The organism is Armatimonas sp. (assembly GCF_031410135.1).
In the GTDB taxonomy this organism is placed as follows: domain Bacteria; phylum Armatimonadota; class Armatimonadia; order Armatimonadales; family Armatimonadaceae; genus Armatimonas.
The window spans coordinates 1-12957 of the sequence record NZ_JANNYP010000083.1 but is presented as its reverse complement, the minus strand read 5'-3'; the positions used below and the strand labels follow the sequence as shown (position 1 = coordinate 12957).

The following is a 12957-nucleotide window of genomic DNA, read 5'->3' as shown; positions in this document are numbered from 1 at the left end:
GCCAGGAGTATGCTCATGTCCCCAACGATGCCTATCGAGCCGGGCGTGCCGCCGTGCTGGAGCGATTTTTACAGCGACCTCGGCTCTATTTCGGTGAGTTTCCCGAGCGCGAAGCACGGGCACGCGAAAACCTTCAGGCGGAGCTAGTGAGACTTATGTCGGAGGCTCCCAGAGTCTTACCCCACGCACCATGAGGCCCTGCTGGTTCTGCTTTTTCACCTCAGCGGCGTGCTTCTCGGCTTCCTCACGAGCGGCGGCGGTGGCAGCGCTGATGGTCACGTAGTCATCGGGGCGGCGGTAGCGGTGGATAAAGACGGGCCTTGGCTTCTCCGAGTGGTTCTCTTTGCTTCCATGAATGCAGCGGTAGTGGAAGAAGATCGCATCGCCTGCCTTGCCGCAGATCGGGAGGGATTTCTCCCACGGCCACTCGTCGGGATCGAGGCCCAGGTGCGAGAAAGTGTCAATGTGCGTGAGCTGTCCGAGCTTGTGCGAGCCCGGCACCACATGCAGCGCCCCATTGACCAAATCGGTGTCCACGACATAGTTCAGGCTTGCCATGGGGCCGTCGTAGCGGTGCTCAAAGTAGGCGCTGTCCTGGTGGAGGTTTTTCGGGTGCCCTCCTACCGGCTCTTTGTAGAGGCACTGGCCGTCTAAAAACAGCTCGATATTGGGGCCAAGCACGGCCTCGACCAAGTCCACCGCGTTTTTATCCACTGCGGACTGCAAAAAAGCACCGCTGGTGGTGTAGCGCAGGCCCAGCACCATGATCTGCTTATCGCGGTTGTAGCTACCGGGGGCTTTTATCCAGAGCGTCCCATCCGGCGTTGTCCAGCCGATCCCTGGTACTTCTTTCGCTTGGTCATAGAGCGAGCGTGCCGTATCGGCGACTTGCTCGACTTCACGGGCAATCGCCTCAATATAGGGCTTCATCAGCCCGCGCACGACTAAGCAGCCATGCTCCTGATAGATCGCCGCCGCTTGCTTTACATCCAGCGACTCCGCAAAAACTTCAATGTCTGAAATGTTAATATTCATGAGGTTTCCTTACCACTCGGGCGCTTTGTACTCTGCCTTTAGCTTTGCATAGAGCGCCTTTAGCTCGGTGAGCACGCTGGCGTAGCCAGGGTCCGTGTGTACGGAGCGCATCTCACTGGGGTCGCGCTTGAGATCGAAAAGATTCCATTCTTTGGTGCTGGGGAAGTAGATCAGCTTGTGGCGATCCGTGCGGACCCCATCGTGCGGGGCGACGTTGTGGGTGCGCTCGCCGCTGTAGCGGTAGTAGATCGCCTTGCGGGCGTTTTTCGGAGCCTTGCCGGTCTTGAGGATCGGGATCATGCTCTCGCCTTGGAGCTCGGGCGGCACGGGGATGCCTGCCATCTCTAAGAACGTCGCGGCGTAGTCAATGTTCTGGATCAGCGCCTCGGGCCGCGAGCCTGGCTTGATCACACCGGGCCAGCGGATCAGAAACGGCATCTTCACCGACTCCTCAAACATCCAGCGCTTGTCAAACCAGCCGTGCTCGCCCAGATAGAAGCCCTGGTCGGAGGCGTAGATCACCACGGTGTTTTTTGCAAGCCCGCTTTTATCTAAGTAGTCCAGAAGCTCCCCGACACTCTCGTCCACACCGCGCACGCACCGCAGATAGTCTTTTAAGTAGCGCTGGTACTTCCACTTGAGCTTGTCGCGCTCGCTCATCGTGGAGAATTTCGCAAGCAGTGCCTTGTTCTCGGACTCGTAGGCCGCTTTCCATGCCGCCGCCTGATCCGGCGTCATCCGGTTCAGCTCCCCGACTTTGTCAGAAGCATCGCCGAGCGGGTTAGGCATGACCTTCAAGTCCGATGTCCAGGTCATGTCCGCGTTAATCTGCATTTTCTGGGTCTTGAGCGTGCTGGCCCGGTTGGCGTAGTCATCAAAGAGCGACTTTGGCTCAGGAAAGACCGTGTCCTTGAAGACGCCAAAGTGCTGCGGGGCGATCATCCAATTGCGGTGAGGGGCTTTGTGCTGGCACATGAGCACAAAGGGCTTGCTCTTATCCCGATTTTTATCGAGCCATTCCAGAGCCAACGTCGTCGTGCGCTCCGTCACATGGCCGGGGTAGCGCTTCTTCCCGCCACCCTGCTGGATAAAGTCGGGGTTGTAGTAGTTGCCCTGGCCCGGGAGAATCTCCCAGTAGTCAAAGCCCGTCGGGTCGGTCACCAAGTGCCACTTGCCGATAATCGCGGTCTGGTAGCCCGCTTTTTGGAATGCCTTCGGAAATGTCCATTGCGTGCTGTCGAACTGCGAGTTGTCGTTGTCTATAAAGCCATTGATATGCGAGTGCTTGCCCGTCAGGATGCAGGCCCGCGATGGCCCACAGATGGAGTTGGCACAAAAAGAGTTCTTGAAAATCGCACCCTCACGGGCAATCCGGTCAATATGTGGAGTCGGAGCCAGCTTCGCCAGGGGGCCACCGTAGGCCGAGATCGCATTGAGGGCATGATCATCAGAGAAGATAAAGAGAATATTAGGCCGTTGCATAGCCTACTCATTCGCGTTTGGGCTGCACAGTTCCTGCAACGCCCTGCCCAATTTGGGTACCATGAGGCTAGTATGGATAAGCGTCAGCGGACAATCTACTTCATCACGCACCCCAATGTGCAGATTGATGCCGCTGTCCCTGTGCCACACTGGCCGCTCTCGGAGCGTGGGCGGGAGCGGATGGAGCAAGGCTTGCGTCAGCCCTGGGTTCCCGAAATCACGGCGATCTACTCCAGCACGGAGCAGAAAGCCATTGACGGCGCTGAGATGCTGGCCAAGCTCCTTGGGCTAGGCTTTACGCAGATCGCGGCCCTGGGTGAGAACGATAGATCGGCGACGGGGTTTCTCCCGCCCGCTGAATTCGAGCAAGTCGCCGATAGCTTCTTCGCCTACCCCAACCAGTCCGTGCGCGGCTGGGAGACGGCGCGCGCTGCCCAGAACCGCATTGTGAGTGCTGTCGAAGATCTCGTCGCCGCCGACCCCACCGACGGCCCCATTGCGATTGTTTCCCACGGCGCGGTGGGCACCCTGCTTTACTACCATCTCACTGGCGAGGCGATCAGCCGCCACTGGGATCAACCGCCCAACGGCGGAGGCAACTACTTCGCCTTCACCCTTGAGCCACGGGCCGCCCACTTTCATTGGAAAGCCATCGACGATTTTGAGGAGTATCCCTTAGCGCTACGAGAACAAGGTCGTCAATGCGCCGAACGCGGCGGACAATTTGAAGAGAATCCCTTCCTTCGTAAAGGCCAGTCATGGCAATTTCTGTTATGGAATCGTGGTTTTACGGGACACAGTATTCCGAACCCAAAATGCCCAAAGTGTCACGGTTCGGGAATCCTTACTTTACGTTCACAAGATGGCACTAGCGACGGATATGACGGTACAGAGATTCAGTGTCTGTGCAATGTCCCAGAGCGACTAACAGGGACGGCCGTGTCGCAGTAAAGAGAAACCTCATGGCAATTAAAGACTTTGGGCTAAAGCCCTACTTGCGAACCTCGAAAGACCTGCCGCACGCTGAAGATGCGCCTTGGAAGCTGGTCTGTACGATGCCGTACAACTGCCACTTTCAGCCTTGGATTGAGGTGGAGAGCGCCAGCGGTGGGCAGATTCTCTTCAACTCCAGCAACCCGCTGGTGCTCTATCTGACGCCGACGGAGACGTGCACGGCCAAGCCGGGCGTGCAGCGTTATGAGGCAAAAAACTGGGTCAGCGGCGAGGGCGCGGTCTACACGATTCCCGCGGGGATGACGGTTCGCGCCGTGCAGTACCGCGAGACGGGCTACGACACGAGCTTTGCGGGCTCGTTTGTCTGCAACGACAGCGACTTCAACACGCTCTGGACCAAGGCGGCGCGCACGGCCTATATCTGTATGCGGGATCACTTCTACGACTGCCCCGACCGGGAGCGCGTGGGCTTCTGGGGCGATGGGACGCCCGAGCTAAACCAGTGCTTCTATGTCTTTGACACCAAAGCGCATGCTCTGGCCAAGGAGCTGGTGCTGCGTAAGCTGGAACCCAAGTTCTACCCCGGCCAGCACCTGGAGTTTCTGGGCGACTATGGCCTGTGGTTCTACTATTTACACACCGGCGATCTGGAGTCGCTGCGGAAAATCTACGAGCCGACAAAAGTCTTTTTGTTTGAGACCTATCAGTTCGGTAAGCGCACCTGGTTTGACTGGGGCAAAGAGGTCAAGGATATCGCGGTGACTGAGACGTGTTTTTACTACAACTGTCTCGGCACGCTCAAGAAAATCGCGCTTGCCACGGGCCACGATACCGATGTGCCTGAGATAGACCAGAGGCGGGCGGCGATCCAGGCGAGCTTTGATAGTAAGTTCTGGAAGGGGAGCTACTACCAGTCTGCGCAAGTAAATGCCCCCGATGACCGTGCCAATGCGATGGCGGTCAATGTCGGGCTGGCGGAGCGCGGAAAGTGGGACGTGATCTACGAGAGTGTCCTTACCAAGAAGACCTACGCGAGCTGTTTTTTCGATCGCTGGGTCTTTGAGGCGCTCTGCCTGATGGGGCGGCAAGAGTACGCGCTGCTTCGGATGCACGAGCGCTACAAGACCATGATCCCCTGCACCTTCACCACCCTCTGGGAGCACTACGACCGCTGGTGGGCATCGCGCATAGACGCCTTCGACGATGCATCGTCGCTCAACCATGGTTGGAACCCGCCCGCGCTGATCCTCTCCCAGAGCATCACGGGAGTTGCGCCGATTGAGCCGGGCTGGGCGACCTTCCAAGTCTTGCCGAAAGAGGCCTTTCTCAACGAGATAGATTTAGTCGTGCCTACGGTGAAGGGCAAGGTTACTGTCGCGATCAAGAAGACCAAGTCCGAGTACGCGCTCACGGTGACAGCGCCAGCAGACACCAAAGCCGTGGTTGGAATTCCTAAGGCGGCGTTCTCGGCGCTAAAGGCGATCAAGCTGGGCAGCAAGACACTCTGGGAGAGCGGCCGTGCGCAAGCGACTCCAGCGGGTGTGGTGTTTCTCGGGGAGGACGCGGACTACGTGACGTTCTCCGTTCCCGCGGGCACCTGGAAGCTTCGCGGCCTCGGGAGCGTACCACTCACCTCACCCAAGCCTGCGCCAAAGCCGACAAAAAAAGCCAAGCCCCTAGAGAAGAAGCACTGGGTCGCCTCGGCATCCGTCCCTGATGGCTCGTTTCTCTTCAGCGGCGATAAGATTCCTATCGCGGTTCCGGCCAGCAGCGCCATCGACGGCGACCACTGGACGGGCTGGCGGGACATGACCAAGACGCAGTACCCCGGCCAGTGGTTTCAGCTCGATCTCCAGCGCTCGGAGCGCTTTTCTAAGATTGTTCTGGACAACACCTGGGCGCTCTGGGACTCGCCCGTGGGCTACGCCGTCACGGTCTCTCAAGACGGCAACCACTGGAGCGCTCCCATCGCCACCGGCAAGGGCGAGCTAGGAATCACGACCATCACGTTCCCCGCACAGGCTGCTCGCTTCGTCCGCATTACCCAGATTGGCACCAGCGCCACCTACCACTGGTCCATCTACGAGATCGATCTGCTATGAGACAACCACTACTCCAGATTCCTGTCCACTCCCACTGGAAAGCCATTGACGATTTTGAGGAGCCTATCGAATAATGCCCCGTTTCCGTGTCTGTGTCACAGCCCAGACAGACGATCAGGCTTACGCAGCATCGTGAGGTAGAGGTTTTCTACTTTTTCTCGTGCCCACGGGGTCTTGCGCAGAAACTTGAGGCTTGAAGTGACGCTGGGGTCGAACAGGAAACAGCGCAGCGGAATGCGCTGGCTGAGCCCCTCCCAGCCAAAGTGCTCGACGAGGTCGCTCACGATGCGCTCCAGCGTGATGCCATGAAGCAGAGCGTGATCCGAGAGACGTGGTGAAGTGGACATCGTACTCTCATCTTATCAAAAGTATTTTGCGGTATAACATCCCCACTTCGACGACTAAACGAAAAAGCCATGGCACGAAAAACCACCGCCACAAACTTCCCCCAGAAAACACTCCCCCTGTCAGGTGAGACATTCACGGTTGCAGGGTGGCCTGCGTTCGTCATTCTCCCGGAAGCCAAGTCCACAGGCCGCCCCATGCCCTGGGTCTGGTACGCACCAACTCTCCCCGGTCTGCCCGGCCCCGAAGAGGGCTGGATGTTCGAGCGCTTTACCAAGGCGGGGATTGCCATCGTGGGAATTGATGTGGGGGAGTCCTACGGGAGCCCGGATGGCCGCGCCCTCTTCACAGCGCTCTACACGGAGCTCACCCAGAAGCGCGGCTTCGCGGCAAAGATGGTTCTCCTGGGCCGGAGCCGGGGCGGGCTCATGACATTAGGCTGGGCGGTCGAGAACCCCGAGAAAGTGGCGGGCTTTGCGGGGATCTATCCGGTCTGTGATCTCACGAGCTATCCTGGAGTCGCACAGGCTTGCGGTGCCTACCACCTGACCGAGGCGGAGCTGACAGCGCGCCTCAAGGAGCACAACCCGATCGAGAAGCTGGCCGGGCTGGCAAAGGCCTGCGTCCCGCTCTTTGCGATCCAGGGAGACAGTGACACGGTCGTGCCGCTGGAGCGAAACGCGGGCGAGGTCAAGCGGCGCTACGAGGCGCTGGGCGGCGCGATGCAGCTGATCGTTCCTCCGGGCCAGGGACACAACATGTGGCCAGGGTTCTTCCAGTGCCAGGCGCTGGTGGATTTTGTGCTCGCGCAGACAAGTGGGATCTCTCTCTCCGCGCCACAGGACTACCAAGTGATCCAGCGTTCGTCGCGCACGAAAGGCAAGCTCATCATCTCGGGGATGCTCGCAGCGGTGCCGGGGAAAGGCACGACTCTTGAGGCGCGGCTCGGTGAAGGAGGCTGGCGAAAGCTCAAGGCGAAGTTTGAGGGCGTGGCATTCACGGCGGCACTAGACGCACCGGCGGGGGGCTGGTACCGCTTAGAGGTTCGCGCGATGCAAAAGTCCGCCGTCCTTGCTGAGGCAAGCGTCGCGCATGTCGGAGTTGGTGAGGTCTTTGTGGTGGCGGGGCAGTCCAACTCGGCCAATCACGGCGAGGAGAAGCAGAGCACCAAGACCGGCAATGTGGTCACGTTCGACGGCAAGGGCTGGCGGCCTGCAAACGACCCACAGCCGGGTGCCAGTGGTGGCGGTGGGAGCTTTCTGCCCCCCTTTGGCGACGCGATCGCCACACGCTTTAATGTCCCCGTCGGCTTTGTCGCCTGCGGAATCGGGGCGAGCAGTGTGCGTGAGTGGCTTCCCCAAGGCAGTACCTTTCCCAATCCCCCGACCATTGAGAGCCGCGTGCAAAGACGCGCCGATGGGCTCTGGGAGTGCAAGGGCGAGGCATTTGCGATGTTCACAAGCCGCATGAAGCTTCTTGGGTCACGTGGCTTTCGCGCCGTCTTATGGCACCAGGGCGAGAGCGATGCCAACCAGAGAGACACCACGCGCACGCTGGCGGGGAACCTCTACCACGACTATCTCGCCAAACTTATTCAGGACTCGCGCCGCGCCATTGGCTGGGACGCGCCGTGGTTTGTGGCCCAAGTCAGCTACCATGTCCCCGGCGACGAGGCCTCCCCGGATATCCGGGCCGCCCAAGCTACTCTCTGGAAAGAGCGCCTCGCTCTGCAAGGCCCCGACAGCGACGCCCTCAAGTCCGAGTGGCGCGACACCGGTGGCAAAGGTGTTCACTTCAGCGGCCCCGGCCTGCGCGAGCACGCCGCCCGCTGGGTAGAGAAAGTCGCCCCCTGGCTGGAGCGGCAGTAGAATGTCCACGGTCATTGCGTTTTACATCCCGACCTCGCACCGCTCGGTCACCCTTCGGCCGGGTGCCCTCTGGGCGGGTCGCAAGCTCCCTGCAAAGGGTTTAAGGGCGCTTGAAAATATCCCCTTCGTAGCGAAGAATGAGCGATTACCGAAGGGGGTCGGCGGTGGTGCCGCCGGGGGGATGCAAAAACTGAATGGCCATGTAGAATGTCAGAGGAAAGAGGGAAACGATGGCTTGGACATATCTCATCATCGCGGGTCTTTTAGAGGTCGGCTGGGCGATTGGCCTCAAGTTCACCGAAGGCTTTTCGCAGCTCTGGCCAAGCCTTGCAACCATCAGCGCGATGATCGGGAGCTTCGTCTTGCTGGCAGCCGCGCTTAAAACCATCCCTGTTGGCACTGGCTATGCCGTCTGGACAGGAATTGGTGCGGCAGGGACGGCGATCATTGGGATGTTGCTACTCGGTGAGTCGAGAGAAGTGCTGCGCATTCTTTGCCTTGTGCTAATTGTCGCCGGTGTCGTGGGCCTCAAGTTCGCCTCACCACCCGGACTTAAATAGTTTGTCGAGCGCAAAAAGGAGTCAAGCATTGTTTTCTAAATCAGCCGAGCAATACGACAAGATTTACTTCGGGTTCAAGGATTACCCGGGAGAGGCGAAGAAAATAGCCGCTCTTATCACAGCTGAGTGCTCCGCTGCTCACCGCCTTCTTGATGTGGCGTGCGGGACCGGAGAGCACGCAAAGTTGCTGCAAGAGAACTATGGCTATGAGGTCGATGGACTAGACCTTGACGAGAACCTCATCGCGCTAGCGGGGCGGAAAAATCCGAATGGCCTTTTTTGCCATGCCGACATGGTCGATTTTGACCTGAGCAAGCTCTACGACGTTGTGATGTGTCTCTTCAGCTCTATTGGTTATGTCAAGACTCTGGACAGAGTTACTTTGGCCCTCAAACGATTCAAAGCGCATGTGAAGGACGGAGGACTGATTCTGGTGGAGCCCTGGTTCCCTCCCGGCGGATTGGCACCCGGAAAGATATTCCTACACAGCGCACAAACCGACGAACTGAGTGCGGTAAGAATGGGATACAGTAGCATCCAGGATCGTCTCTCCACGCTTCATTTTGAGTATCTCGTTGGCACTCAAGGCAACATAGAACATCACATTGAAAAGCACGAGCTGGGTCTGTTTACGGAAGAGGAAATGGGGCGTTGCTTCGAAGAAGCCGGGCTGTCCTTTTCGTACGATAAGGAAGGTTTAACCGGCCGTGGGCTGTACGTTGCACGGAAGGGATAACCAGAAACCAAGTCCGTGCCGGACTGGAGGGGGATAGTCGCGAAGCGACTTAGTTTCCATTGGAGACGCTGATTTTAATCGGCGGCCTCGCGATTCGTGAAAAAGGCTCATGAAATCTAAGATCTTTTGTGACAATACGGCAGCACTCATGGCGGCCGTCCGTGAGGGGGCTGAGGGGGCGACGATCGAGATTGCGGCGGGGGTCTTCGAGCTAGAAGCGACTTTGGAGCTCAAGGCCCGGATGACGCTGAAGGGAGCGGGCATCGGCAAGACCATTCTGACCCATGTGGCGGGCTGGAAACCGTCCACCAAATCGCTACCCGATCCTGAGATGCGGCTCGACGGCCTCGACACCGACGCGTACTTAATCCGGCTGAAGCGCGACACGGCGGGCATCACGATCTCCGACATGACCCTGCTCGGTCCCCAGCTCCACGGGGCTATCTTCGCCTGGTTCCCGACTAGCCTCCACCTGCACCACCTGCGGATAAAAGAGACGCTGTGGAGCGGGCTTCGGACGTTTGGGATGCAAAAGGCTAAGATCCACGACTGCGAGTTTGTGGACGCGGGCGGACGCTGGGACAGTGGGCAGCCCGGCGTGAAGGGCGGCATCACCGGCGGCGGGATCTTCGCCATCTGGATGAGCGACTGCGAGATATACGACAATCGCTTCGTTCGCACGAGAACCGGCCCCGCTCAGGAGTTCTACGGCATCAAGGTACGCCAAGGGACGCGGTGCCGTGTCCACCACAACACGATTGAGACGAACTTCTCCATGGAGTTTCCCTTCGAGAACGATGAGGACAACGAGATTGATCACAATGTCTGCCACGGTACGATCTCGATTCCCAAGTACGCAGGCGGAGTCGTTCCCAAGAGCGGGCGCACGTTCCATATTCATCACAACTGGATGAAAGACAGCTACGCCCTTGAGTTCGTCCGCAACGGCGTGGAGATTGACCATAACTTGTTCGATTTTGACGTCAAACAAGACCATGGCAACCTCATCTCCGCATTCGGAAATGTTGCCGCGAAAGGCCCCGCGAGCTTCCACAATAACCTGGTCAGCAATCCTGGGCGTGGGGTAATCTGGATCAACGAGGTCTTCAACAACCTGGAGATCCGAAACAACCACATCGTGACACGTACAACCACCACGCCACGAACCGAAGGACTCTTTGGCTTCAATCCGGGCAGCGACTTCACTTCCATTGCCATCAAGGACAATCTCGTTGAGTGTCAGGGGTTGGCTCGACCCCTGCTTCGTGCGCCCGAGAGCTACGCGGCAATCGTGGAGAACAATAAGCTCACCAACGTCTCGGATGCAAAGAAACTGACAAACGCCAAGGCCAACCGACCCGTCGGGCTGGAAAACCCTCTTGCGTTCCGCTGTGGTGCTCATGAGGAGTTCACAGTAAGTGGCTGGAAAGTAAGACCGACGAAGAAGTAGCGCGACCAGGACATGAAGGGCTTTTCTGCTTTCGTGTGGAAGCACGCAACCCACACAAATGCGTCCACTGCCAAAAGAGTTTTGAAGGCACGGGGGATATAGTTATCAAAACCGGCGCGTGCTACTACTGCAAGTCTCAGGTAATTAATGATGTCTCTTAACCAATATAATAGGGTTGCCGTTGCCCCGTAATTTCGGACCGCCTTAGCAATTATTGCCTTGTTTCGCTATAAAATACCCCATGCCCAAGTCAGGAATAAAAATCTTATCCGAGACCCTCGGGAATGGCTCGGAGCTGAAGAGGGGGGATCGGGTGCGCCTCCGATACGACATCCAGCTCGGTCGCAGTGACTTTCTCGTCCAAGACGAGGAGGCAGTGTATACCGTGGGCGACAGGGATTTTGTCGCGGGGTTTCGGTACGGGTTGGAGGGGCTCCGCTCGGGAGGAACACGCCGGTTTCGCGCAAGCCCCCACTTGTGTTATGGTGACATTCCGCTCGGGAGCGTCCCTCCAAACGCGGCACTTATTTTCGATATCAAGCACGCAGAGCGGGTTAGAGTTCGCGCAGTCGCTGTTGTACTTTGGGAGGACGCGATCCTGATGGTTCAACATCAAGACGATGGTCATTGCTACTGGACACTGCCCGGCGGCGGTGTCGAAGAAGGCGAGACTCCCGCGCAGGCTGCTGTCCGGGAGCTATTTGAGGAGACGGGCTTGCAGGCGACTGTGGCGAGCATGCTATACCAGTCCGACGAGGAAATCTGCTTTCTGATGGAGTGGGACGGTGCTCACGAACCCCGGATCGGCCACGACCCTGAGCTTGGCCCATCGGAGCAGCTGATTCAAGACGTGGCCTGGAAGCCGGTTGCGCAGCTTGCTGGTGACATTCAAGTATCCAAGGTGATCGAGGCACTTCGCGTCCACCATGCCCACTGAGGAAACGGACGGCTGTGCTACAATCGAACATAGGAAGCAAGGAGACGGATCGAAGATGGAGGGATTTGACCCCAAAACCAGCTTTGGGCCACGCGTTGCGGAGGTCTATGACGACCAGCCCCGGGACGATGATGTGGCCCGCTACGACCTGGTGACACAGTTACCATGAATCCCATTGTCTGTCGCCTGATCCCCCCCGGCGAGATGGACCTCATGGGACGTATCGCGGGCCTCCGCCTTGTCGCACGCTATGCAAGCTGGCAGCACACCGCGTTTGATGTTCACAGCAGCGCCCATATCTCCGTCTATGGCCTCGGAAGGTGATACCAGGAAACCCCGAAATGCCCCAGTCTCTCGGTCTTGTCTCTGTGGTCGTCCGCGACTACGATGAAGCGCTTGCCTTCTACGTAGGCACGCTGGGCTTTGCGCTGCGGGAAGATACCTACCAGCCCGCCCAAGACAAGCGCTGGGTCGTGGTCGCTCCGCCCGGGACAAGAGAATCGGGCATTTTGCTGGCTCGGGCAACGAGTGAGCAACAGCTCGCGCGGGTCGGGAATCAGACCGGCGGCAGGATCTTTCTTTTTCTCTACACCGATGACTTCTGGCGCGACTTCAACGCCTACAAAGCCAAGGGAGTGGTATTTGTCCGAGAGCCCAAGACGGAGGACTACGGAACTGTCGCCGTGTTCCAAGACTTGTACGGAAATCTGTGGGACTTGGTTCAGGTTGCGCCATAAAGACGGATTTGCGAGCCCCTGCCTACGAGCATGAGCACGAGCAATTTCTGCTACAATCTCATAAGGTCCGCACGACTGGAGGAATTGACGATGGCTATTGGTGACTTTCGGAGATCATTTGGCGAGTTCTACGAAAATATCTACCTGCCAGATCATGCAGCTCCGCTGAATCGGTGGGTTCACTTCCTGAGCAATATCTCAGCGCTAGTTTTCTGTGCGCTCGGTGCCGGGTTTCTGAGCCTTCCTCTCTTTGCACTGGGCGTTTGGTTCCAGCTTGGGCCGCCTTATCTCGGCCACATTCTATTTGAGAAGACGCACCGTAGCATTGATCAATCGCCCGTATTCGCGGCGCTTGGGAGCTGGTTTACCACCTATGAAATCTTGACCGGCAAGCAGTCCGTCACGCTGGGGCGTGCGCCTAAGAGCAAGTCGTGAGAGAGTCTGAGCCCCAACAGGCTCGATTGCTCGAAGCGCTGGCGAAGTACGGTCGCAATCTCCATTCGTTCATGGTTCTTGAGCCGGGGCTTTCGGTTTGGAGCAAGGACGATGCCATGATCGCCTACACGGACCGGGGAGGGTACTGGGTAGCGGTCGGTGGGCCGCTCTGCGCCTCGGAGGAAACCCTTGCGGTTGCCAGTGCGTTTCGTGATTCTGCAAGGAAGAAGGGACGTAAGGTCGTTTTTTTTGGAGTGACTCGGCCACTCGTTGAGCGACTTAACAGCTCCTTTGACTCGTTGCTGGTCGGACTTGC

14 protein-coding genes and 1 pseudogene are annotated in these 12957 nt (G+C 58.2%); 12 read left to right on the top strand and 3 right to left on the bottom strand.

Translation table 11 applies throughout. The features are described from left to right. Positions 1-194 (top strand): annotated as a pseudogene (locus tag RMO15_RS03180) (hypothetical protein); the annotation flags it as partial. Here the strand turns inward: RMO15_RS03180 and RMO15_RS03175 are convergent. Together RMO15_RS03175 and RMO15_RS03170 are read right to left on the bottom strand one after the other, a co-directional pair. After that, positions 154-1035 carry a phytanoyl-CoA dioxygenase family protein gene (locus tag RMO15_RS03175; RefSeq protein WP_309707724.1) on the bottom strand — a complete coding sequence of 294 codons (882 nt, stop codon included), beginning with the start codon at positions 1033-1035 and terminating at the stop codon, positions 154-156. The pseudogene RMO15_RS03180 and the gene RMO15_RS03175 sit on opposite strands and share 41 nt — an antisense overlap. A gap of 9 nt (positions 1036-1044) precedes the next feature. Next, positions 1045-2517, bottom strand: coding sequence for a sulfatase (locus RMO15_RS03170; RefSeq protein WP_309707722.1), 1473 nt, complete (start codon positions 2515-2517; stop codon positions 1045-1047). A gap of 72 nt (positions 2518-2589) precedes the next feature. Between RMO15_RS03170 and RMO15_RS03165 the strand changes: the two genes are divergently transcribed. After that, the gene (locus RMO15_RS03165; protein ID WP_309707720.1) at positions 2590-3468 is read left to right on the top strand and encodes a histidine phosphatase family protein; all 879 of its coding nucleotides are present in this window, start codon (positions 2590-2592) and stop codon (positions 3466-3468) included. A gap of 11 nt (positions 3469-3479) precedes the next feature. Continuing rightward, the gene (locus tag RMO15_RS03160) at positions 3480-5573 is read left to right on the top strand and encodes a discoidin domain-containing protein (RefSeq protein WP_309707718.1); all 2094 of its coding nucleotides are present in this window, start codon (positions 3480-3482) and stop codon (positions 5571-5573) included. Between the two features lie 95 nt (positions 5574-5668). On the opposite strand, the gene RMO15_RS03155 is transcribed toward RMO15_RS03160, so the two are convergent. Further along, entirely contained in the window at positions 5669-5920 is a 252-nt protein-coding gene (locus tag RMO15_RS03155; RefSeq protein WP_309707717.1) for a VF530 family protein, read from the bottom strand. 69 nt (positions 5921-5989) lie between these two features. Here RMO15_RS03155 and RMO15_RS03150 point away from each other — a divergent pair, with 69 nt between their 5' ends. The 9 genes from RMO15_RS03150 to RMO15_RS03110 all read left to right on the top strand — a co-directional run. Beyond that, positions 5990-7786 carry a sialate O-acetylesterase gene (locus RMO15_RS03150; RefSeq protein WP_309707715.1) on the top strand — a complete coding sequence of 599 codons (1797 nt, stop codon included), beginning with the start codon at positions 5990-5992 and terminating at the stop codon, positions 7784-7786. A 230-nt stretch (positions 7787-8016) separates the two neighbouring features. Next, positions 8017-8346, top strand: coding sequence for a quaternary ammonium compound efflux SMR transporter SugE (sugE, locus tag RMO15_RS03145; protein ID WP_309707712.1), 330 nt, complete (start codon positions 8017-8019; stop codon positions 8344-8346). 1 nt (position 8347) lies between these two features. Then, positions 8348-9082, top strand: coding sequence for a methyltransferase domain-containing protein (locus tag RMO15_RS03140; protein WP_309707711.1), 735 nt, complete (start codon positions 8348-8350; stop codon positions 9080-9082). 109 nt (positions 9083-9191) lie between these two features. Continuing rightward, on the top strand, positions 9192-10532 hold the full coding sequence (locus tag RMO15_RS03135; protein WP_309707709.1) for a right-handed parallel beta-helix repeat-containing protein: 1341 nt from the start codon (positions 9192-9194) through the stop codon (positions 10530-10532). Between the two features lie 241 nt (positions 10533-10773). After that, complete coding sequence (locus tag RMO15_RS03130) at positions 10774-11469, top strand: NUDIX domain-containing protein (RefSeq protein WP_309707707.1); 696 nt, start codon at positions 10774-10776, stop codon at positions 11467-11469. Between the two features lie 165 nt (positions 11470-11634). Further along, entirely contained in the window at positions 11635-11793 is a 159-nt protein-coding gene (locus tag RMO15_RS03125; RefSeq protein WP_309707706.1) for a hypothetical protein, read from the top strand. 17 nt (positions 11794-11810) lie between these two features. Next, positions 11811-12206 carry a VOC family protein gene (locus tag RMO15_RS03120; protein WP_309707704.1) on the top strand — a complete coding sequence of 132 codons (396 nt, stop codon included), beginning with the start codon at positions 11811-11813 and terminating at the stop codon, positions 12204-12206. A gap of 90 nt (positions 12207-12296) precedes the next feature. Further along, entirely contained in the window at positions 12297-12641 is a 345-nt protein-coding gene (locus tag RMO15_RS03115) for an Mpo1-like protein (RefSeq protein WP_309707703.1), read from the top strand. Continuing rightward, positions 12638-12957, top strand: a 320-nt coding sequence (locus RMO15_RS03110; RefSeq protein WP_309707702.1) for a phosphatidylglycerol lysyltransferase domain-containing protein, incomplete at its 3' end; no start/stop codon positions are given. The genes RMO15_RS03115 and RMO15_RS03110, both read left to right, overlap by 4 nt.

Bases quoted from the DNA above. Each gene is read 5' to 3' on its own strand.
- RMO15_RS03175 (WP_309707724.1), bottom strand. From the start codon at position 1,035: ATGAATATTAACATTTCAGACATTGAAGTTTTTGCGGAGTCGCTGGAT.
- RMO15_RS03170 (WP_309707722.1), bottom strand. From the start codon at position 2,517: ATGCAACGGCCTAATATTCTCTTTATCTTCTCTGATGATCATGCCCTC.
- RMO15_RS03165 (WP_309707720.1), top strand. From the start codon at position 2,590: ATGGATAAGCGTCAGCGGACAATCTACTTCATCACGCACCCCAATGTG.
- RMO15_RS03160 (WP_309707718.1), top strand. From the start codon at position 3,480: ATGGCAATTAAAGACTTTGGGCTAAAGCCCTACTTGCGAACCTCGAAA.
- RMO15_RS03155 (WP_309707717.1), bottom strand. From the start codon at position 5,920: ATGTCCACTTCACCACGTCTCTCGGATCACGCTCTGCTTCATGGCATC.
- RMO15_RS03150 (WP_309707715.1), top strand. From the start codon at position 5,990: ATGGCACGAAAAACCACCGCCACAAACTTCCCCCAGAAAACACTCCCC.
- sugE (WP_309707712.1), top strand. From the start codon at position 8,017: ATGGCTTGGACATATCTCATCATCGCGGGTCTTTTAGAGGTCGGCTGG.
- RMO15_RS03135 (WP_309707709.1), top strand. From the start codon at position 9,192: ATGAAATCTAAGATCTTTTGTGACAATACGGCAGCACTCATGGCGGCC.
- RMO15_RS03130 (WP_309707707.1), top strand. From the start codon at position 10,774: ATGCCCAAGTCAGGAATAAAAATCTTATCCGAGACCCTCGGGAATGGC.
- RMO15_RS03125 (WP_309707706.1), top strand. From the start codon at position 11,635: ATGAATCCCATTGTCTGTCGCCTGATCCCCCCCGGCGAGATGGACCTC.
- RMO15_RS03120 (WP_309707704.1), top strand. From the start codon at position 11,811: ATGCCCCAGTCTCTCGGTCTTGTCTCTGTGGTCGTCCGCGACTACGAT.
- RMO15_RS03115 (WP_309707703.1), top strand. From the start codon at position 12,297: ATGGCTATTGGTGACTTTCGGAGATCATTTGGCGAGTTCTACGAAAAT.